20 protein-coding genes are annotated in these 19,385 nt (G+C 68.7%); 13 read left to right on the top strand and 7 right to left on the bottom strand.

Annotated features, from left to right (window positions below; genetic code table 11):
* Nucleotides 1-42 precede the first annotated feature (42 nt).
* From ACZ50J_RS19120 to ACZ50J_RS19095, 6 genes are read left to right on the top strand one after another with little or no spacing between them, the layout of a single operon-like run.
* Nucleotides 43-699 (top strand): histidine phosphatase family protein, encoded by a 657-nt coding sequence (locus tag ACZ50J_RS19120; protein WP_464298743.1) that lies wholly within the window; start codon nucleotides 43-45, stop codon nucleotides 697-699.
* Nucleotides 696-1,364 (top strand): TlpA family protein disulfide reductase, encoded by a 669-nt coding sequence (locus ACZ50J_RS19115; RefSeq protein WP_464298742.1) that lies wholly within the window; start codon nucleotides 696-698, stop codon nucleotides 1,362-1,364. The genes ACZ50J_RS19120 and ACZ50J_RS19115 overlap by 4 nt, the downstream gene beginning before the upstream one ends.
* A 10-nt stretch (nucleotides 1,365-1,374) precedes the next feature.
* Nucleotides 1,375-2,130 (top strand): cytochrome c biogenesis CcdA family protein, encoded by a 756-nt coding sequence (locus ACZ50J_RS19110; protein ID WP_464298741.1) that lies wholly within the window; start codon nucleotides 1,375-1,377, stop codon nucleotides 2,128-2,130.
* Entirely contained in the window at nucleotides 2,131-3,801 is a 1,671-nt protein-coding gene (resB, locus tag ACZ50J_RS19105) for a cytochrome c biogenesis protein ResB (protein ID WP_464298740.1), read from the top strand.
* Nucleotides 3,798-4,832 (top strand): c-type cytochrome biogenesis protein CcsB, encoded by a 1,035-nt coding sequence (ccsB, locus tag ACZ50J_RS19100; protein WP_464298739.1) that lies wholly within the window; start codon nucleotides 3,798-3,800, stop codon nucleotides 4,830-4,832. Before resB ends, ccsB begins: the two co-directional genes overlap by 4 nt.
* Entirely contained in the window at nucleotides 4,832-5,074 is a 243-nt protein-coding gene (locus ACZ50J_RS19095; RefSeq protein ID WP_464298738.1) for a DUF4229 domain-containing protein, read from the top strand. The genes ccsB and ACZ50J_RS19095 overlap by 1 nt, the downstream gene beginning before the upstream one ends.
* 13 nt (nucleotides 5,075-5,087) lie before the next feature.
* Here ACZ50J_RS19095 and ACZ50J_RS19090 read toward each other — a convergent pair whose 3' ends face one another.
* Complete coding sequence (locus tag ACZ50J_RS19090; protein WP_464298737.1) at nucleotides 5,088-5,990, bottom strand: LysR family transcriptional regulator; 903 nt, start codon at nucleotides 5,988-5,990, stop codon at nucleotides 5,088-5,090.
* 71 nt (nucleotides 5,991-6,061) lie between these two features.
* Between ACZ50J_RS19090 and ACZ50J_RS19085 the strand changes: the two genes are divergently transcribed.
* Together ACZ50J_RS19085 and ACZ50J_RS19080 are read left to right on the top strand one after the other, a co-directional pair.
* Nucleotides 6,062-7,006 (top strand): EamA family transporter, encoded by a 945-nt coding sequence (locus ACZ50J_RS19085; RefSeq protein ID WP_464298736.1) that lies wholly within the window; start codon nucleotides 6,062-6,064, stop codon nucleotides 7,004-7,006.
* A gap of 40 nt (nucleotides 7,007-7,046) precedes the next feature.
* Nucleotides 7,047-8,273, top strand: a complete 1,227-nt coding sequence (locus tag ACZ50J_RS19080) for a S1C family serine protease (protein ID WP_464298735.1) — start codon at nucleotides 7,047-7,049, stop codon at nucleotides 8,271-8,273.
* Between the two features lie 7 nt (nucleotides 8,274-8,280).
* Here the strand turns inward: ACZ50J_RS19080 and ACZ50J_RS19075 are convergent, their stop codons facing one another.
* Nucleotides 8,281-9,159, bottom strand: a complete 879-nt coding sequence (locus ACZ50J_RS19075) for a 1,4-dihydroxy-2-naphthoate polyprenyltransferase (RefSeq protein WP_464298734.1) — start codon at nucleotides 9,157-9,159, stop codon at nucleotides 8,281-8,283.
* A 128-nt stretch (nucleotides 9,160-9,287) separates the two neighbouring features.
* A complete protein-coding gene (gene menE / locus ACZ50J_RS19070; protein ID WP_464298733.1) occupies nucleotides 9,288-10,448 on the bottom strand; it encodes an o-succinylbenzoate--CoA ligase in 1,161 nt (386 codons plus the stop codon).
* Between the two features lie 154 nt (nucleotides 10,449-10,602).
* Here menE and ACZ50J_RS19065 point away from each other — a divergent pair, with 154 nt between their 5' ends.
* Together ACZ50J_RS19065 and ACZ50J_RS19060 are read left to right on the top strand one after the other, a co-directional pair.
* Entirely contained in the window at nucleotides 10,603-11,343 is a 741-nt protein-coding gene (locus tag ACZ50J_RS19065) for an SDR family NAD(P)-dependent oxidoreductase (RefSeq protein ID WP_464298732.1), read from the top strand.
* 275 nt (nucleotides 11,344-11,618) lie between these two features.
* Nucleotides 11,619-12,398: an inositol monophosphatase family protein gene (locus ACZ50J_RS19060; RefSeq protein ID WP_464298731.1), complete on the top strand. Its 780-nt coding sequence runs from the start codon at nucleotides 11,619-11,621 to the stop codon at nucleotides 12,396-12,398.
* A gap of 140 nt (nucleotides 12,399-12,538) precedes the next feature.
* On the opposite strand, the gene ACZ50J_RS19055 is transcribed toward ACZ50J_RS19060, so the two are convergent.
* The 3 genes from ACZ50J_RS19055 to ACZ50J_RS19045 all read right to left on the bottom strand — a co-directional run bounded on the left by ACZ50J_RS19055 (nucleotide 12,539) and on the right by ACZ50J_RS19045 (nucleotide 15,372).
* Nucleotides 12,539-13,786, bottom strand: a complete 1,248-nt coding sequence (locus ACZ50J_RS19055) for an MFS transporter (RefSeq protein WP_464298730.1) — start codon at nucleotides 13,784-13,786, stop codon at nucleotides 12,539-12,541.
* Nucleotides 13,783-14,274 (bottom strand): MarR family winged helix-turn-helix transcriptional regulator, encoded by a 492-nt coding sequence (locus ACZ50J_RS19050; RefSeq protein ID WP_464298729.1) that lies wholly within the window; start codon nucleotides 14,272-14,274, stop codon nucleotides 13,783-13,785. The genes ACZ50J_RS19055 and ACZ50J_RS19050 overlap by 4 nt, the downstream gene beginning before the upstream one ends.
* Before the next feature lie 102 nt (nucleotides 14,275-14,376).
* Nucleotides 14,377-15,372, bottom strand: a complete 996-nt coding sequence (locus tag ACZ50J_RS19045; RefSeq protein ID WP_464298728.1) for an o-succinylbenzoate synthase — start codon at nucleotides 15,370-15,372, stop codon at nucleotides 14,377-14,379.
* Between the two features lie 31 nt (nucleotides 15,373-15,403).
* Between ACZ50J_RS19045 and ACZ50J_RS19040 the strand changes: the two genes are divergently transcribed.
* Nucleotides 15,404-16,342: a 1,4-dihydroxy-2-naphthoyl-CoA synthase gene (locus ACZ50J_RS19040; protein ID WP_464298727.1), complete on the top strand. Its 939-nt coding sequence runs from the start codon at nucleotides 15,404-15,406 to the stop codon at nucleotides 16,340-16,342.
* Between the two features lie 43 nt (nucleotides 16,343-16,385).
* The gene (locus tag ACZ50J_RS19035) at nucleotides 16,386-16,895 is read left to right on the top strand and encodes a hypothetical protein (protein WP_464298726.1); all 510 of its coding nucleotides are present in this window, start codon (nucleotides 16,386-16,388) and stop codon (nucleotides 16,893-16,895) included.
* A 9-nt stretch (nucleotides 16,896-16,904) separates the two neighbouring features.
* On the opposite strand, the gene ACZ50J_RS19030 is transcribed toward ACZ50J_RS19035, so the two are convergent.
* Nucleotides 16,905-17,363 carry a MarR family winged helix-turn-helix transcriptional regulator gene (locus ACZ50J_RS19030; protein ID WP_464298725.1) on the bottom strand — a complete coding sequence of 153 codons (459 nt, stop codon included), beginning with the start codon at nucleotides 17,361-17,363 and terminating at the stop codon, nucleotides 16,905-16,907.
* Nucleotides 17,364-17,447: 84 nt separating this feature from the next.
* On the opposite strand from ACZ50J_RS19030, the gene ACZ50J_RS19025 reads away from it, so the two are divergent.
* Nucleotides 17,448-19,346: an ABC transporter ATP-binding protein gene (locus ACZ50J_RS19025; RefSeq protein WP_464298724.1), complete on the top strand. Its 1,899-nt coding sequence runs from the start codon at nucleotides 17,448-17,450 to the stop codon at nucleotides 19,344-19,346.
* Nucleotides 19,347-19,385 lie beyond the last annotated feature (39 nt).

Below are 19,385 nucleotides of genomic sequence, written 5' to 3'. Positions count from 1 at the left end.
GGCTCGGTCATTCGACGAGCGGGTGCGCGGGGGTGACCACCGGTGACTGAGACCGTCGTGCACCTCGTCCGCCACGGCGAGGTCGACAACCCCGGTGGTGTCCTCTACGGCCGGATGCCCGGCTTCCACCTGTCCGAGCTCGGCCGGCAGATGGCGCAGCGCACTGCGTCCTACCTCGCCGGCCGGGACATCACCCACCTCGTGTCCTCGCCGCTGGAGCGCGCGCAGGAGACGATCGAACCGCTGGCGGAGGCGCTCAAGCTGCCCGTCTCGCTCGACGATCGCGTGATCGAAGCGGGCAACGACTTCGAGGGGCTGACGGTCGGCAAGAACCCGAAACAGCTTCTCAATCCTCGCTTCTGGGGCAAGCTGACCAACCCGATCAAGCCCAGCTGGGGCGAGCCGTACGTCGAGATCGCCGAGCGGATGGAAGCCGCCACCCGGGATGCGCGCTCGGCCGCCGAGGGCCACGAGGCGGTCATCGTCAGTCACCAGCTGCCGGTCTGGATCGCCCGTGAGCACTTCGAGGGCAAGCGACTGTGGCACGACCCCCGTCGTCGGCAGTGCACCCTCGCGTCGGTCACGAGCGTCGTCTTCGAGGGCGATCGGTTCAGCCGCATCGAGTATGCCGAGCCGGCCCGCGACCTGTTGCCGAACGCGACGGAGGCCGCCGGTTCGGCGATGGGGGCGAAGCGATGAAGATCACCCCACGAAGTTCTCCGCTTCGTCCCTCGCTCCGATACTTCGCGAGGACCCCGAGGAGCGCGTCGACCCGCCGAGGCATCCCGGCTGTTGCGCTGACCTGCGTCGCGGTCCTCGGGCTCGCGGCGTGCAGCAGCGACGGCAACTCGATCAGCAAACAGGCCAACCAGGGATCGGACAAGAACTACCTCGCCGGCGACGGCACGCTGGCGCAGCTGGCCCCGGGCAAGCGCGGCAAACCGGTCACGCTCTCCGGCAAGCTGCTCGACGGGAAGTCGTGGTCGACCAAGGACCACGCCGGCAAGGTCATCGTCGTGAACGTGTGGGGCTCGTGGTGCCCGCCGTGCAAGTCCGAGACCCCGGATCTGCAGAAGGCGTGGATCAAGCTGCAGAAGAAGGGCGTGTTGATGGTGGGCGTCGACCGTTTGGAGGGCCCACAGACCGCGGCTGCGTACTTGCACACGGCTGGTGTCACCTACCCGTCGCTGCGCGACGACGGTGGTGCGGCGCTCGTCGCGCTGCAGGGCAAGGCCTCGGCCACGCCGTCGACATTGGTGCTCGACACGCAGCACCGCATCGCCGCCCGGGTCTCCGGACCGACCACCACTGCCACTCTCGTCGGCCTCGTCGACGACGTGCTGAGCAACAAGGGCAAGAGCTGACATCCGCACCATGACCGCCGCGATGACCGCCGACGCCGCACAGACCGTCGCCACGGGCAGCCTGCCGATCGCCGTACTCCTGGCGATCGTCGCGGGCGTGGTGTCGTTCGCGTCGCCGTGCGTACTGCCTTTGGTGCCAGGCTTCCTCGGCTATGTCACCGGCCTGACCGACGAGCAGCGCAAGACCCGGCTGGTCACCGGTGCGCTGCTCTTCGTGCTCGGCTTCTCGGTGGTGCTGGTCAGCGTCGCCGCGGCATACAGCTGGGTCGCGAACCTGCGCCTGCTGCACCAGGACCTGACGATCCGCATCAGCGGGGTCATCGTCATCCTGCTGGCGCTCGTCTACCTCGGCTTCATCGGTCAGCGCGGCATACCGGTGCGGTGGAAGCCGTCCGCCGGTCTGGTCGGTGCACCTCTGCTGGGTGCTGTCTTCGGACTCAGCGCCAGCCCCTGCGTGGGCCCCGTGTATGGCGCAATCCTCAACCTTGCCAACCCGATCGGTGACTCGGGGACGTCGCGCGGCGTGACGCTCGCGGCGTTCTACTGCCTGGGGCTCGGCATACCGTTCCTGCTCATCGCGGCCGGCTGGTCCCGCGCTGAGACCTGGTCGCGCTGGCTGCGCGACCACCACCGGCCGATCCAGTTGGTCGGTGGGATCCTCATGCTGGTCGTCGGACTGATCATGGTGTCGGGGCAGTGGTTGCACCTGATCTCCTGGATCCAGGTCCGGCTGACCGGCTCCGACACGTTCGTACCGGTGATCTGATTGTCGACCGAAGTCAAGAAGGACCCCTCCAAGAAGGCGAAACCCGGCCGCAAGCCGCAGGCGAAGGCACCCAAGCTGGGTTTCTTCGGCACCGTGCGCTGGCTCTGGCGGCAGCTCACCTCGATGCGGACGGCGCTCTTCCTCCTGCTGCTGCTCGCGGTCGCAGCGGTGCCGGGGTCCATCTTCCCGCAGCGGAGCATCGACGCGGGCAAGGTGACGACCTACCTGGACGAGCACAAGACCGTCGGACCGTGGCTCGACAAGCTGAGCATGTTCGACGTCTACAGCGCGCCGTGGTTCGCGGCCGTCTACATCCTGCTGCTGATCTCGCTCATCGGTTGTGTTCTGCCGCGCTGTCTGGTGCACGCGAAGGCCCTGCGGTCGCCGCTGCCGAAGGTGCCCAAGCGACTCACCCGCCTGCCCGCCAGTGCGGAACGCACGGTCGACGCGAGCACCGGCCAGCTGGTCGACGCCGCGCGGGAAACGTTGCGCCGCAAGGGATATCGGGTGCGGGTCGACGATGCCGTCGACGGCGAACAGGCCATCGCCGCCGAGGGCGGTCGGCTGCGTGAGACCGGCAACCTGTTGTTCCACCTGAGCCTGGTCGTGCTGGTGCTCGCTGTCGCGGCAGGACACCTGCTCGGCTGGCGTGGCGACGTCATCGTGCCCGAGGGCGATGATCCCTTCGTCAGTGCCGTCGGCAGCTACAACACCCTCGACCTCGGCCCCTGGGTGGGCACCGACGACGTCAAACCGTGGACGCTGAAGGTCAACAGCCTCGACGTCACGTTCGAGAAGAACGTCCCGCAGGACTCGGCGCAGTTCGGTCAGCCCCGAAACTTCCTCGCGTCCGTGACGACCGCGTCCGAGCCCGGTGGCAAGACGACCACCCGCCGCCTCGCGGTCAACGATGCGGTCAAGCTCGACGGCACCTCGGTCTACCTGCTCGGCAACGGCTACGCCCCCGTGATCACCGTCAAGGACCCGAAGGGCAAGGTGCTCTACCACCAGGCGACGCCGTTCCTGCCGCAGGACAATGCCTACCGGTCGGTCGGCGCCATCAAGGTGCCCGCGGCGTCACCGAAGGAACTCGGCTTCTACGGGTTCTTCCTGCCGACCGCGAAGTTCGACAACAAGCTCGGACCCATCTCGACCTACGCCGGCCTGAGCAATCCCGAACTGGTCGTCGGCGCGTACAGCGGGCAGCTCTTCCCCGACGGCACACCGCAGTCCGTCTACGCGCTCAACACCCAGAAGATGAAGCAGGTCATGAACGGCAAGACGCCCTGGAGCGCCGTGGTGCGGCCGGGCAAGACGGTGAAGCTCCCGGACGGCACCACCATCTCGATGGACAAGAAGATCCCGCGGTGGGCCGGACTGTCGGCGCGGTACAGCCCCGGCAAGGGCACCGCACTGGTCTCCGCGCTGCTCGGCCTCACCGGCCTGATCATGTCCATGACGCTGCGTCGGCGGCGCATCTTCGTCAAGGTCCGCGGTGCCGGTGGCGACGACACCGAAAGCTCCGCCCGCGACGGGCGTAGTCTGATCACCGCCGGCGCACTCGCCAAGGGCGAGGATCCGCGCCTGCAGGTCGCACTCGACGCCCTGCTCGACGGCATCGAGACCCGGCTCGGCAATACCCCGACATCCCAGGCAGGTTCGGCACGATGATCACCCTCACGCCCAGCATCTCCTTCGACTTCGGTGGGCATGCCACCAACGTCGGCCTGTCCGACCTGTCGAACGAATTCCTCTACGCCTCGGCCGTCGTGCTGGCCCTGGCGATGCTGTCCTTCGCCGCCGACCTCGCCGGGCACCCCGGACGGGTCGCGCGGGCCGCCGAACGCGCCGAGGCCGCTGCCACTGAGTCGTCCGAGGCGGCGGCCGCGGAAGCCGGCAGCGGTGGCACCGCAGTGCTCGAGCGGACCGCGCAGGACCAGCCCGTCATACCGGAGAAACGGCAGTGGGCCGGGATCGGTATGTCGCTCTCGTGGCTCGGGGCGCTGCTGCTGACGGCCTGTGTCGTGCTGCGGTCGGCATCCGTCGGACGCCCGCCGCTGGGCAACATGTACGAATTCGCCATCGTCGGTGCGTTCTTCGTGCTGGCAGCCTTCCTGATCTGGAGCCTCAAGCGCGACGTGCGGTCGCTCGGGATCTTCGTGGTCGGACCGACACTGCTGACCGAGATGCTCGCCGCGCTCGTCTTCTACACGGCCGCCAGCGAGTTGCTGCCGTCGCTGAAGAACTACTGGCTGACCATCCATGTCACGGTCGCGATCCTGTCCGTCGCGTTCTTCACCATCGCCTTCTCCACGACGATCCTCTTCTTCGTGCAGAAGTGGCGGGAGGACATCAAGGACACCAAGTACACGTTCATGGATGCCGTGCCGAACTCCGAGGTGATGGACCGCACGACGTACGGGCTGCTCATCATCGCCTTCCCGCTGTGGACGTTCACGGTCATCGCCGGCGCGATCTGGGCCCAGAAGGCCTGGGGCACCTACTGGGGCTGGGACCCCAAGGAGGTCTGGTCGCTGGTGATCTGGGTGGTCTATGCCGCCTATCTGCACGCCCGCGCCACCGCTGGGTGGAGCGGCAAGAAAGCCGCCTACATCGCGCTCGCCGGCTTCGGCTGCGTGCTGTTCAACTTCTGCGTCGTCAACGTCTTCATCGTTGGCATGCACTCGTATTCAGGTATGTGATGATCCGTTACACGATTCTGCGACTGCTCGTCTTCGTGGTCGCCCTGCTCCTCCTGTTCGCGGTCGGATTCCGCAGCTGGGCGTTGTTGGTCCTGTCCGCGGCGGTCTCGCTCGTGGTGTCCTTCTTCGCATTGCGTGGACCCCGGGAACAGTTCGCCACCCAGGTCCAGCAGAAGGTCTCCGAGCGTCAGGAGCGCGCGGCGGCATACCGCAGCGCCGAGGACGACGACACCGACGAGTGAGCGCGCTCGCGGGTTAGTCGTTCGCGGCGGCGAGGTCCTGTCCGATCGCGACGAGCTCCTGTATGACGTGGCGCACGACCGCTCGCTCGGCGCGGTCTCGTCGAGCCAGCACCAGCACTCGGCGGGCACTGTCGATGTCGCGCAGCCGCAGCAGCCGGACCGCGGGATTCGGCCGGGTCGTGAAGCGCGGCAGCGACGCGATGCCGGCTCCCGCCGCGACCAGCGCCTCCGCCACGCGGTTGTCGCGGACCTCCTGGACGATCTCGGCCGATCGACCGGTCAACCGCTCGACGCGGTCCAGCAAGGTGCGGAAGGGATAGCCCCGCGGCGTCGTCACCCACGGCTCGGTGATCGCCTCGTCCGGCCGGAGGCTGCGGCGCTTCGACCAGCGGTGGCCGACGGGTATGGCGATGTCGAGCGGCTCGCGGACCACTTCGCGGACCACCAGCCCGCGACGGCGCGGCACGGCGGCGTTCATGGTGTGTCCGATGACCAGGTCGTGACTGTCGGCCAGGCCGGCGAAGTCCTCCTCGGAGACGTCGCAGTCCTCCAGCCGCACGTCCACCGGCACGTCCCGCAGCGCGGTCAGCAGGAGTGGCGCGAGATATTCGAGCGCGCTGGGGAGTGCGGCGATCCGCACCTCGCCGGCGATGTCGCCGCGGAACTCGTCGAGTCGTGCCTGAGCGCTCGCGAGCGCAGTTTCCACCTCGAGTGCGGCGTCGGCCAGCAGCCGACCCTCGTCGGTGAGTCGCAGCCCGCGCCCGTCGGCCGTCACGAGGTGCACGCCGAGATCCCGCTCCGCGGTGCGCAATTGCTGCGACACCGCCGACGGTGTGCGCCAGGTGGCTGCCGCGACCGCTGCGACGCTGCCGCGGTCGCGCAGCTCGCGTAGCAGGCTCAGGTGTCTCGACTCCATGAAGTAATCCTAAAGAATACCTCCACAAATTCTTGATAGACCTACTGAGTGGATCGGCGGAGCATTGACCCATGCCGATTCGTCACCGATTCCTCGCCGGACTGGTCGCCGTGCTGTGGGGGCTGAACTTCCTGGCGATCCACGCGTCGCTCGAGCAGTTCCCGCCATACTTCCTGGTCGCCCTGCGCTGGACGCTGATCGCCGTGCCGACCGTCCTGTTCGTCCCGCGACCGCAGGTGCCGCTGCGTTATCTGCTCGGCTACGGCCTGGGATTCGGTGTGCTGCAGTTCGCGTTCCTCTACAGCGCGATGGACGCGGGTATGCCGACCGGCCTCGCGTCGCTGGTGTTGCAGAGCTCGGCACCGTTCACCGTTCTGCTCGGCGTGCTCGTGGGCGAGCGCCTCACGCCGACGCGTTCGCTCGGCGTGCTGGTCGCCGTCGGCGGCCTGGTGATCGTCGGGTCGCAGCGGGCCGGCGGTGCCGCGTGGTGGCCGTTCGTGCTGACGCTCTGCGGTGGCCTCGGCTGGGCCTTCGGCAACCTGTCCAGCAAGCTGGCGCGCCCGCCCAGGCCGCTGCACCTCACCCTGTGGATGACCGTGGTGCCACCGCTGCCGATGTTCGGGCTCTCACTCCTGGTGGAGGGTCCGCAGCGGATCGCCGGCTCGGTGGCGACCTCCGGCAGTGCGTGGCCGGCCTGGGCCGGGCTGCTCTACACCTGTGTGCTGGGCAGCGTTGCGGGCAGCGGGATCTGGACCTGGCTGATGGCACGGCATCCGGCGAGCACCGTCGCGCCATACTCGATGCTCGTGCCGGTGATCGGCCTGAGCGCCGCCTGGCTGGCGCTCGGCGAACGCCCCGGGGCGATCGAGTTGCTCGGCTGCGTGGTGGTGGTCTCCGGCGTGCTGCTCACGTCGCAGGTGGCCGGTCGGCCCGCGGACAGTGGGTCGGAGAGCGATCGAACGGACGAGGCGGTTCACAGGGAGCGCACAACTGCTTCCGCGGTCCTCCATCGGTGACAGCGGGAGTCTGAGGTCAGTCGAACTTCAGGAGCCCGGAATGAAACACCGTCTGACAGCCGCCACAGCAGCCCTCGCCGTCGCCACGCTCGTGCCGGTCGGTGCATTCGCCGCGGGCGAGAACATGAGCAACCGCGTCACGGTCTCGGGGGCCGCGCCGTCGGTGACGATCCCCAGCAGCCCCAGCACCAGCAGCCCGTCGACCGGTTCCGGAAACGGCTCCTCGAACGGCAATGGCTCGTCGGGAAGCAACGGCTCCGGCTCTTCGGGTGGCAGCGGCGGATCCAGCGGTGGGTCCAGCGATGGCAACGGCGCCAACCCGTGGTCGCAGGCGACGACGAGTCAGACGTCCGGTACGCCGGTGTCGTCCTGGCCGGGAGTCGTCATGGTCGACACCGTCCTGCAGGGCGGTGAGGGTGCGGGCTCCGGCATCGTGCTGACCTCCGACGGGATCGTCCTCACCAACTACCACGTGGTCGACGGCTCGACCTCCATCCGGGTGAAGGCCTCGAACGGCAAGGTCTACACGGCCAAGGTGCTCGGCTTCGACGAGACACACGACATCTCGGTGATCAAACTGGAGGGCGCGAGCGGGCTGAAGACGGCGTCGTTGGACACCGGCGCCGCTGTGCTCGGTGAGAAGGTGACCGCGGTCGGTCAGGGTGGCGGCCAGGGGACCCTCTACAAGACCGGTGGCACCGTGACCGACACCAACGAGCAGATCACCGCCTCGGACGGCGGCAGCGGAGCCTCCGCGGAGAAGCTGACCGGGCTGATCGAGACCAACGCGCAGATCGTGCCGGGCTACTCCGGTGGACCGCTGCTCGACTCCGACGGCAAGGTCATCGGCATCGACACCGCGGCGTCGTCGTCGACCCCGATCACCGGGTACGCCATACCGATGTCGTCGGCGATGAAGATCGCCACCAAGATCGAGAACGGCTCGAAGTCGTCCACCGTGCACATCGGCGGGCGCGCGGCGCTGGGCGTCGAGATCAGCACGCAGTCGTCGAACGGATACGGGTACGGCGGCGCGACCGGTGCACCGGTCGTCGGTGCCACGTCCGGCGGTGCGGCGGCCAAGGCCGGCATCACGGCCGGCTCGACGATCACCGCCATCGGCGGCACGCAGGTGTCCGGGCCGACCGCACTGACCGACCTGCTGGACCAGAAGTACCCGGGCGACAAGGTGTCGGTCACCTGGACCGACGCGCAGGGTCAGTCGCACACCGCCACGGTGACGCTGGGCACCAGCCCCGCCAACTGACGATCGGTCAGAGGTGGTCCAGGAAGAGGCCGAGGCCGAAGAGCACGCCATACGCGAGGATCGTCATGCCGGTCGCAGCGAGCGGCGGGATCAGGTCGCGGCCGGTGGCGCCCTTGGTCACGGTCTGCACGGAGCGGGCTGACGGCGCCAGGCCGATCAGCGCGATGATCGCCCACGGTCGTTGTACGGCGGACACGACGACCGCGACCAGCGCGACCGCGAACATCGCGGTGAACAGCTTGCGGGTGGCGGCGTCACCGATCCGGACGGCGAGAGTGCGCTTGCCGGAGACGGTGTCGCCGGGGATGTCGCGCAGGTTATTGACGACCAGGATCGCGCAGGCGATGGCGCCGATGCCGACGGCCGCGGCGACCGCGCTCAGGTCGATCGAACCGGCCTGCGTGTAGGTCGTGCCGAGGGTGGCGACGAGCCCGAAGAAGATGAAGACGAAGACCTCACCGAGACCCAGGTAGCCGTAGGGGTGCTTGCCGCCGGTGTACTTCCAGGCGGCGACGACCGCCAGCACACCGGGGATCAGCAGCCAGAACTTCCCGGAGAGCGCGACGAGAGCCAGTCCGCAGACGCCGGCGGCACCGAAGCTGAGGAACGCCGCGGCCTTCACGCTCGACGGCGTCGCGAGGCCCTGGCCGACCAGCCGCACCGGGCCGACCCGCGAGTCGTCGGTGCCACGGATGCCGTCGGAGTAGTCGTTGGCGAAGTTGACGCCGATCTGCAGCAGCAGTGACACCAACAGCGCGAGCAGCGCGTAGGCCGGGTTGCCGTCCCCGAGGGCGTATGCCGCTCCGGTTCCTGCTGCGACGGGTGCAACCGCAACGGGCAGGGTGCGAGGGCGGGATCCGGCGATCCATTCGTTGAGCGTGGCCATGCGGCTTATTCTGCGTCGGCACGAGCGCCAGCAAGCTGCCGCCCTGCCAACGCAGCCCAAGCTTGCTGTGCTTGTTCAAAACAGACTTCCATGCGAGCGCTTCGTGACTTTCGGGAGACGGGCGGCCGTCAGTCGGCCTGCTGGTGAGGACTCAGAGTCTGCCATCCCTCGGCCGCTGCCAAGGCCGCGCGGTCAGGCTTGCCCGGGCCGCGCAACGGCATCTCGTCCACCAGCAGCAGACGTTTGGGCAGTGCGTATGGCGGGACGCGATCCCGCAGGTGAGCCCGAATGTCCTGCAACGACAACGCTGTTCGAGCTCGTATGGCGATCGCCACCGCCTCGCCCCACTCGCGGTCGGGCAGGCCGAGAGCGACCGCCTCGAGCACGTCCAGGTGCGTGGTCGCAGCGGTCTCGACGGTCCGTGGGGCGACCTTCATCCCGCCGGTGTTGATCAGGTCGTCGATGCGGCCGATGACCTGAAGGCGCCCGTCGCGCCATACACCGAGGTCGTCGGTGCGGAAGGTGCGTGTGCCGTCCTCGAGGCGACCGAAGACCGCCGTGGTGCGCTCCACGTCGCCGAGGTATCCGGAGGCGATCGTGGTGCCGCACAACGTGATTCGGCCGTCATCGGCGAGCTCGACGCGAGTTCCGTTCAGTGGCACGCCGCTGTAGACGCAGCCGCCGGCGGTCTCGCTGGAACCGTAGGTGGTCAGCACCGTGGCGCCGGCGTCGGCCGCTTCGTCGAGGAGCCGCGGATCGGCGGCCGCCCCGCCGAGCAGGATCCCGTCGAAGCGCGCCACGGTTGCGCGGACGTCGTCGCCAGCATCAAGCAGCCGCCGCAGCTGGGTCGGCACCAGTGCCGTGTAGTGGCGTTCGTGCGCGAGCGTGCTTGCAGCAGAGACGAATTCGGCGATGTCGAAGTGGGGGAGCGAGACCGGGTCGGTGCCCGCGCGCAGCGAGCGGATCAGGACCTGCGTTCCCGCGATGTGGTGGGCCGGCATGGGCAGCAACCACTGACCCGGCCCACCGAGCCGCTCGTGCGTCGCATCGGCGCTCGCGATCAAGGCGTCCCTTGTCAGCATCGCGCGTTTCGGTGCTCCGGTGGAGCCGGAGGTGCTGACCACCAATGCCAGACCGTCGGGACGGGTTGCGGTCGGATCGAGGGTGGGGGCTGCGCCGTCGGCATACGGGGCGATGGCCGGTCCGCTGCCGTCGAGAGCCGCGGCGAGTGCGGCGCGGTAGGCGGTGAGGTCACCAGCATCGACAGGGAAGGGCAACAGGTCTGGCACCCACCCAGATTAGACACCCCACAAAGTCCTCGCTCCTTCGTCACCCGGTACTTCGCGGGGACCCCGTCGGGTGTCCGGGTCGTCGCTCTATCGTGAGCATCGAGCGAGGCCGCGCGTTCTGCGGCTCGGTGCCCTTCGACCAAGGAGTTGTGTGATGACCCGTCCGATCGCGGTGGTGACCGGCGCGAGCAGCGGGATCGGCCGGGCGACCGCCCGCAAGCTGGCGGCCGAGGGGTTCGAGGTCATCTGCGCGGCTCGCCGTACCGATCGCATCGCGGAGCTGGCTGCGGAGATCGACGGTCGCGCAGTGACGTGCGACGTGACGAAGCCGGACGACGTGAAGGCGCTGGCCGACGCGGCAGGTGATCGCGTTGCCCTTTTGGTCGCCAACGCCGGTGGTGCGGTCGGCTCCGAATACGTCGCGGACGCAGACCTTTCCGACTGGCGCGCGATGTACGAGACCAACGTGCTCGGTGTCGCCGCGACGATCCAGGCACTGCTGCCGGCGCTCACCGCTGCGCACGGCACGATCGTGACTATCGGTTCGGTGGCCGGCATGGTCGCCTACGAGGGCGGCGCCGGCTACTGCGGTGTCAAGGCGGCCGTGCACTCGCTGATGATGTCGCTCCGCCTGGAGCTCTGGGACCAGCCGGTCCGTGTCTGCGAGATCGACCCCGGGATGGTCGCCTCCGACGAATTCGCGCTCGTGCGATTCCGCGGCGACGCCGAGAAGGCCGCGAAGGTGTATGCCGGAGTGCGCAATCCGTTGACCCAGGAGGACATCGCCGACTGCGTCGCCTTCGCCGCCACCTGCCCCGAGCACGTCAACATCGATCAGTTGGTCGTGCGCCCCCGCGCCCAGGCCGCCGCGCACAAGGTTCACCGCGAGGACTGAGATCCCTGAGCAGTCCGCGGTACGAGGCCACCCAAAGCTGATCGAGTAGCGCCGAGGTACGAGGCGCGTATCGAGATCCCTGGGCCCGGAGGTGGCCGAGGAGCGAGGGACGAGCGTCTCGAGGTCCCGCCCGCCCAACTGCCGCATACTGTCGTTGGTTACTCGCCGTACGCGGCGCTTTCGGGCGGCATGCTGGCGATTGTCGTCAGTTGGTCGCGCCGGCTTCACCCGCCCTGGGTGATCGCGGCCGGATCCGACCCGGCATAGTGGACAACGTGCAGACTGACGAGGTCCTGAACCTGCTGCAAGAAGTCGCCGAGACGGTGATCGAGCCCCGATTCCGGGCTCTCGCCGAGGGTGAGGTGATGGAGAAGAACCCCGGAGATCTGGTCACCGTGGCCGATCGTGAGGCCGAGGTGGAGATCACCAAGCGACTGGTCGCGGCATACCCCGACGCGTTGATGGTCGGCGAGGAGGCCGTTTCCGCCGACGGTTCGGCGCTGGATGCAGCCGGCGGCGCCGAGCACTGGTTCACCATCGACCCGGTCGACGGCACCCGCAACTTCGTGCACGGCTCCCAGGACTACGCCGTCATGGTCGCGGAGATGCGGCGTCGCGAGGTGGTCCGCAGCTGGATCTGGCAGCCGGAGCACAAGCTCGCGTATGTCGCCGAACGCGGCGCGGGTGCCTGGTGCGGCGATCGCCGCCTCGGTGTCCCGGAGCGGGACGAGGACGCCCCGCGCGGCCGCACCTCACGCCGGGCGCTCGTTGGGACCGCCCTCGGTGACCTGCCGTCGCTGGAACTCACCTGGGTCAGCTGTGGCATCGACTACCCCAAGCTCGCCGAAAACGCTTGTGACTACTTGCTGTACGGCGGAGCGATGCCCTGGGACCACGCGCCCGGATCACTGCTGGTGACCGAAACCGGTGGAGTGCTGACGTATGACGACGGCTCGGCATACGACCCGACGACCACCAGGTCACCGCTGATCGCGGCCGGCAAGACGGCCATCTCGGCCGCCGTTCTCAAGGCCCTGGACGGCACGCAGCTCTGACCCTTCGAGACGCCCGCTCGTCCCTCGCGGTCTCCTCAGGGACCACCCTTCGAGACGCCCGCTCGTCCCTCACGGTCTCCCTTTCGAGACGTTCGTTCGTTCCTCGCGAACTCCTCAAGGCGCGGCTCAGGGACCCTTCGTCAGCCGGTCGTGGCCGCGGGCTCGCTCGAAGCCGCTTCCGTTGGGACTTTGTAAGTGCGAATCTCCTTGCCACTGGCGAGGATTCCGGCGACGGCGGCAATGCTGGTCAGGCCCCCGATCGACATGGCGAGACCGGGACCGATCGCGGTGCCGACCGCACCGGCCCGGAAGTTGCCCAGGTTGGGTCCGCCGATGCCGACGACCTGCTCGAGTGCGCTGAGCCGACCACGGAAGCGGTCCGGCGTCGCCGACTGCACCAGGGTGGTGCGACTGGTCACCGACCAGGTGTCGGCCGCGCCGGCGAGCGCCAGCATGGCCAGGGTGACGATCAGCAGGTGTGATGCGCCGGCAATGGCCAGCGTTGCGCCCCACGTCATCGAGCAGGTCACCATGACGAGCCCCGGCCGGGAGCGATGGGTGATCAGGCCGCTGAGGGTCGACGCCGTCACGCCACCGACGGCGACCGCGGTGGTGAACCACGCCAGGGTCTGCGCGCCACCGTCGAACCGTTCGTGGCTGAGGGCGGGGAAGAGTGCGAACGGCATGGCGAGCACGGTCGCTCCGAGGTCGCAGAGGAGGGCTCCACGAACGACGGGTGCCGTTGCGGCGAAACGGAATCCGGCCATCGCGGCGCGCAGGCCACGGTCCGCGGCGGCATCCTCGGGTGGACGATGCAGCCCTCGCAGACCGGCAAGGGCGACCACGAACGAGCCGGCATCGATCAGGAAGCACACGGGCAAGCTGAACGTGGTGGCGACGAGCGCCGCGAGCACCGGCCCGACGAGCATGGACACCTGAAAAGCCAACGAGGTCAACGCGTATGCCGCGGCCAGTTCGCCGTTGGCGACGACGGTCGGGGTGAGCGCGCGTCGGGCGGGGCCGGCCAACGAGCCGAGCGCCGCTGCGACTGCGGTCAACCCGATGAGCAGTCCGACCTGCTCCGCCAGGACCGCCCATGCCATCAGCAGGCTGGTGATCATCTGCCCGACCGTCGCGCGACGGGCGAGTGCGGCACGGTCGACCGAGTCGATGAACATCGAACCCGCCAGGGCGATCACGATCAGCGGCACGCCGGATGCAAGTCCCAACAGGCCGACCAGGAAAGAGGATCCGGTGAGATGCCAGACGGCATACATGGCGGCGAAGCTGTTGAACTGGCTGCCGATCGCCGAGACGGCGCCGCCGCCCCAGAGGCGTCGGAACGCCCGGCTGGTGCGCAGCGGAGTGATGTCGGTCAGGACCTTCACGAGCGGTCCTGCAGGTGCTCGTCCAGGGACTCGGCCAGCCGTTCGGCGAAGGGTTTCCGGGCGAGAGCCTCATGGAGGGCGTCGACCGCAGCCATGATCGGCTGCGAGATCTCGACGTCCAGCGCCCGGATCACGTGCTCCGTGGAGCGCCATTCCGCCTTGAGCAACGGGATGAGCTCGTTCGCCTCGTCCGTCGGTATGACGACCCGGGATCGGGCATCTTCGCCGGGTTCGGACCGCACCAGGCCGGCCTTGATCATCGATGACACGGTCTGGCTCATCCCGGAATGGGAGATCTCCTGCGCCGCAGCGAGCTCCTTGACGGTCATCGGGCCGCGCCGGGAGAGGGTGATCAGCGGCCCGACGAATCGGCTGCGCACCGACGCGCCGCGAGAGCTGTAGAGACGCTCGATGTCCTGGTCCATCGCGTGGAGCAGTTGGAAGAGAGGCCGGTAGTAGCTGCTGTCGAGAAGATCCGGTTCGGACATTCGTTAAATGTAACAGTGCTTATATAAATGGCCAACCGGTTTCCCTGGCGGCGCAGTTCGCGACTGGCGGCCGAATTGCGCCGTCAGTCGTGAAAGCGACCGTCAGGGTCGGGTCAGGAAGTCGTGGCAGGCCGCCACGCGCTCGCGCCACCACGTCTGTCGATCCTCCGGCGCACGGTGCTCGTCGAGCAACGCCGGGTCCGGCTGGGGGCGGCGGACCGTGATCGAACCCCCTTGTGGCACCAGCGAATCCGTGACGACGTCGCCGGCCATCAGCTCGAGGGTGCCGAGGCCACACGCATGCGGCAGTGCTGGCAGGGCAGCCGCCAATGCGACTCCGGCGGCGATCCCTACCGAGGAGTCGATGGCGCTGGAAACCACTGTGGGCAGACCGGACTCGGTGGCGATCCGCAACGCTGCCGACACCCCTCCGAGCGGAGCGACCTTCACGACGGCGACGTCGGCGGCGCCGAGGCGCGCCACCCGCAGCGGATCCTCCGCCTTGCGGATCGACTCGTCGGCGGCGATCAGCACGTCGATACCGTTGCGTGCCAGCAGGTTTCGCAGTTCGACGAGCTCCTCGACGGTCGCGCAGGGTTGCTCGACATACTCCAGTCCGTATGGCGCCAGTGCCGCGATCGCCCCTGCCGCGTCGTCCACGGACCACCCGCCGTTGGCATCGACCCGCACGAAGGCATCGCCGCCCATCGCGTCCCGCACGGCCGCGACGCGGTCGACGTCGTCGGTGAGTGACTGTCCGCGCTCGGCGACCTTGACCTTCGCGGTGCGGCAGCCGTCATACCGGGCGAGCACGCCCGCAACGTCCGCAGCTGCCACCGCCGGCACCGTCGCGTTGACCGGGACGACGGAGCGCACCGGCTCCGGCCACCGACCCCATGCGGCGTCGATCGCAGCGCCGAGCCAACGGGATGCCTCGGGTGCGTCGTACTCCAGGAAGGGCGAGAACTCGCCCCAGCCGGACGGCCCTGCGAACAGGGCGATCTCGCGGTGCATCACGCCACGGAAGCGCACCTGCATCGGGATGCTGACGACGTGCAACGAGTCGAGGAGCTCACCGAGAGACGGGGAAGATGTCACGACATACGACGGTAGCCATAACCTTGGGCGGGTGAGCAAGCAGAGCCAGGTCAGCGAGATCTTCGACGAGAGCGCGTGGGAACCGGTCGAGGGATTCGACTTCACCGACATCACCTACCACCGGTGCGTGCGGCCCGGGCCGGAGCGGGGGACGGTGCGCATCGCGTTCGACCGGCCCGAGGTCCGCAACGCGTTCCGTCCGCACACGGTCGACGAGCTCTACCGGGCGCTCGACCATGCACGCATGACGCCCGACGTCGGCTGCGTGCTGCTCACGGGCAACGGCCCGAGCGCGAAGGACGGCGGTTGGGCGTTCTGCTCCGGCGGTGACCAGCGCATCCGTGGCCGGTCGGGCTATCAGTACGCCGAGGGCGAGACCGCGGACACCGTGGACGCCGCCCGGGTGAAGGCGCAGGGCGGCCGGTTGCACATCCTGGAAGTGCAGCGACTGATCCGCACCATGCCGAAAGTCGTTGTCGCAGTGGTGAATGGCTGGGCCGCCGGTGGTGGACACAGCCTGCACGTGGTCTGCGACATGACCATCGCCTCCCGTGAGCACGCCCGCTTCAAGCAGACCGATGCCGACGTCGGTTCGTTCGACGCGGGCTACGGCTCGGCATACCTGGCCAAGATGGTGGGGCAGAAGAACGCCCGCGAGATCTTCTTCCTCGGTCGTTCGTATGACGCAGAGGCCATGCAGCGGATGGGCGCCGTCAACATCGTGGCCGACCATGCCGATCTGGAGAACGAAGCGCTGCAGGTCGCGGCCGAGATCAATGGCAAGAGCCCGACCGCGCAGCGGATGCTGAAGTTCGCGTTCAACCTGACCGATGACGGGCTGATGGGGCAGCAGGTGTTCGCCGGTGAGGCGACCCGGCTGGCGTACATGACCGACGAAGCGGTCGAGGGGCGGGACGCGTTCCTGGAGAAGCGCGACCCCGACTGGTCGCCGTTCCCCTGGTACTTCTGACGTTCCCTGCTACCTCCAAGGCTGGGACGATATTCCTTGGTCTGTGACGGCGGACGAAGGGACTCGCAGACTCAGCCACTGGGGGACGATCGGGCTGTTCGTCGCCGTGGTCGTCGGGGTGCTGGCGCCGGTGTTCGGAGGCCTCGATCGCCCCTCGGCGAGTCGGGAGAGCGTGCGGTTGGAGCCGGGCGCCTCGGTGCTGCTCGTCGCGCACCACGAGGTCACGCTCGACAGTGGCGACGGTGCCACCGCCATCCGCGGCTGTGCGATCGCCGGACCGCGCGGTTGGTACCACTCGGTCGCCGCCATGGGCAGCACGGCGGCCTTTCGTACCGGTCCGGAGGGTGACTACAAGATCACCTGTCAGGGCGGCGCGGTGCAGGTCGAGAACGACAGTGGCGGGCAGCCCGCGACCGTCGGCACCGACCATTCCGGACACCACCTCACCGCCGCCGCGCTCGTGGCCGCCGGTGTGATCGCGCTGGCCAGCCTCGGCGTGCTGTTGGTGGCACGCGGCCGCCGGAAGGCTGCGGCCGGACCGGACCTCGGGTGACCGCCCCGGTCAGGTCTGCCGGCGATGCGGCGCGAGTGCCAGCTCCAGCAGTGACTGCAGCTGCGCCTGCTCCTTCTCGCTGAGGTGTCCGAAGAACTCATCGCCCCGTCGTGCGCGGGCGCGTTCGATGCGGGCGCGCAGCGCACGGCCCTCATCGGTCAGCGCGATCGTGACCGCACGCCGGTCGGTGGGGTCGGGGGAGCGGCGGACCAGGCCACGCTCCTCGAGGTGGTCGACGACCTCGGTCGCCGAGCGCGGCGCGATGTCCAGGTGTGCCGCGATGTCGCCGAGACGCAGTGGCCGGTCGTAGTGCCGACTGATCACACCCATCGCACGTGACTGGCTCGGCGTCAGGCCGAACGGCTCCAGCTCGCCCATCGTGGCCCGCCGCAACGAACGGGACGTGCGCATCACCAGTTGGGTCAGCGACGGTTCGTCCTCGGCGGCCGGCGCAGGTTTCTTCGCCATTCGGGAATTGTATGGCGGTCAGTGTGGTTACACCAATGTGAGGTAACCTCACTAAAGACTTTCACCGAAAGGCAGGTGCTGCCTATGACAGCCCCCACCACCTTCCCCGGATCCCCGGGTGTCCGCCCGCAACCCGGCCGTCCCGACGGCGAACGCGAACCCGGCCACCAGAGCCGCGGAGCCGGTCGTCGCAAGAGCGCCGCCGACGTCGCACAACTCGAGCAGCACCCCGTCCCGCTGCGCCGCATCGCCGCGCTCTTCGGCCCGCATCGGCGCCCGCTCGCGGTGGTCACGGCGATCATCGTCGCGAGCTCGCTGATCGGACTGGTCACGCCGTTCCTGACCAAGCACCTCATCGACGACGCCATCCCGCACCAGAACGTGCGGCTCCTGCTCTTCCTCGTCGGTGGCATGCTCGCCATCACCGTCACCACGCAGGCGCTCGGCGTCATACAGACGTGGCTGTCGACGCGTATCGGTCAACAGGTCATGCACGGGCTGCGCACCGACCTCTTCAGCCACCTGCAACGCCTGCCGCTCGGCTTCTTCACCCGCACCCGCGGCGGGGAGGTGCAGTCGCGACTGACCAACGACGTCAACGCCATGCAGGGCGTCGTCACCAACTCCGCGACCTCGGTCGCCACGAACATCACCACCGCCGTCGGCACCGCCGCCGCGATGGTCGTGCTCTCCTGGCGGTTGTCTTTGCTGAGCCTGCTGGTGCTGCCGCCGGCCATCTGGTTGACCCGTCGCGTCGCCCGGTTGCGCCGCACCATCCAGACCCGCGCGCAGCGTGCGCTCGCCGACATGCAGACCCAGATCGAGGAGTCGCTGTCCATCAGTGGCGTTCTGCTGGCCAAGACGGTCGGCTCGGGTCCCGCTCTCTCCCAACGCTTTCGGGACACCTCGTCCGAGCTGACCGAGCTCGAGCTGCAATCGCAGATGGCCGGTCGCTGGCGGATGGGCACGATGGCGATCGTCTTCTCCGCCATACCCGCGCTGATCTACCTGGCCGCCGGTCTTCCGGCCACGAGCGGCGGGATGACGATCGGCACGCTGGTCGCGTTCACCGCGCTGCAGTCCGCGCTGTTCCGTCCGATGCTGGGGGTGCTCAACGTCGGCGCCGAGGTCGTCACCTCGATGGCGCTGTTCAGCCGGGTCTTCGAGTTCCTCGACATGCCGGTGACGATCGATGACCCCGAGAACCCGGTGGTCGTCGACCCGGCAACCGCACAGGGCGACGTCGCGTTGACCGACGTCACCTTCTGGTATGACGGGGCGGACCGCGACGCCCTCACCCACATCGACCTGGAGCTGCCGGCCGGCAAGCAGGTCGCGCTGGTAGGTGCGACCGGCTCGGGCAAGTCGACCCTCGCCGGACTGGTCTCGCGGCTGCACGACCCGAACAGCGGATCGGTCCGCATCGACGGTGTCGACCTGCGCGACATGACGCTGCAGAACGTCGCATCCCTGGTCGGTGTCGTCTCGCAACAGAGCTACCTGCTGCACACGACCATCCGCGAGAACCTGCGCTACGCACGGCCGGACGCCACCGACGAGCAGGTCGAGCAGGCGGCTCGCGCCGCCCAGGTCCACGACCTGATCGAGGCGCTGCCGGACGGCTACGACACGCTCGTCGGCGCCCGCGGCCACCGCTTCTCCGGTGGTGAGCAGCAGCGCATCGCGCTGGCCCGGACGATCCTGCGCGACCCGGCGGTCCTGGTGTTGGACGAAGCCACCAGTGCCCTCGACAACGCCACCGAGCGCGCCGTCCAGGACGCCCTCGACGAGGTCAGTCGGGGCCGCACGACGCTGACGATCGCGCACCGGCTGTCGACGGTCCAGGGCGCCGATCTGATCGTCGTGCTCGACGGCGGTCGCATCGTCGAACGCGGCACGCACGACGAACTGCTGGCCCGCGGCGGCCGCTACGCGACGTTGTGGAACTCCCAGGCAACCCGGCACGTCAGCCTGATGAACTGACCCGGTGGGCTGATCCGGTGGACGCCGCCGGTTGCGGCG

The organism is Flexivirga sp. G2, from assembly GCF_055397625.1.
Note: the sequence above shows the minus strand (reverse complement) of the source record. Positions and strands in the feature narration are given on the sequence as shown.

Bases quoted from the DNA above. Each gene is read 5' to 3' on its own strand.
- ACZ50J_RS19115 (WP_464298742.1), top strand. From the start codon at position 696: ATGAAGATCACCCCACGAAGTTCTCCGCTTCGTCCCTCGCTCCGATAC.
- ACZ50J_RS19110 (WP_464298741.1), top strand. From the start codon at position 1,375: ATGACCGCCGCGATGACCGCCGACGCCGCACAGACCGTCGCCACGGGC.
- ccsB (WP_464298739.1), top strand. From the start codon at position 3,798: ATGATCACCCTCACGCCCAGCATCTCCTTCGACTTCGGTGGGCATGCC.
- ACZ50J_RS19095 (WP_464298738.1), top strand. From the start codon at position 4,832: ATGATCCGTTACACGATTCTGCGACTGCTCGTCTTCGTGGTCGCCCTG.
- ACZ50J_RS19090 (WP_464298737.1), bottom strand. From the start codon at position 5,990: ATGGAGTCGAGACACCTGAGCCTGCTACGCGAGCTGCGCGACCGCGGC.
- ACZ50J_RS19085 (WP_464298736.1), top strand. From the start codon at position 6,062: ATGCCGATTCGTCACCGATTCCTCGCCGGACTGGTCGCCGTGCTGTGG.
- ACZ50J_RS19080 (WP_464298735.1), top strand. From the start codon at position 7,047: ATGAAACACCGTCTGACAGCCGCCACAGCAGCCCTCGCCGTCGCCACG.
- ACZ50J_RS19075 (WP_464298734.1), bottom strand. From the start codon at position 9,159: ATGGCCACGCTCAACGAATGGATCGCCGGATCCCGCCCTCGCACCCTG.
- ACZ50J_RS19065 (WP_464298732.1), top strand. From the start codon at position 10,603: ATGACCCGTCCGATCGCGGTGGTGACCGGCGCGAGCAGCGGGATCGGC.
- ACZ50J_RS19050 (WP_464298729.1), bottom strand. From the start codon at position 14,274: ATGTCCGAACCGGATCTTCTCGACAGCAGCTACTACCGGCCTCTCTTC.
- ACZ50J_RS19030 (WP_464298725.1), bottom strand. From the start codon at position 17,363: ATGGCGAAGAAACCTGCGCCGGCCGCCGAGGACGAACCGTCGCTGACC.
- ACZ50J_RS19025 (WP_464298724.1), top strand. From the start codon at position 17,448: ATGACAGCCCCCACCACCTTCCCCGGATCCCCGGGTGTCCGCCCGCAA.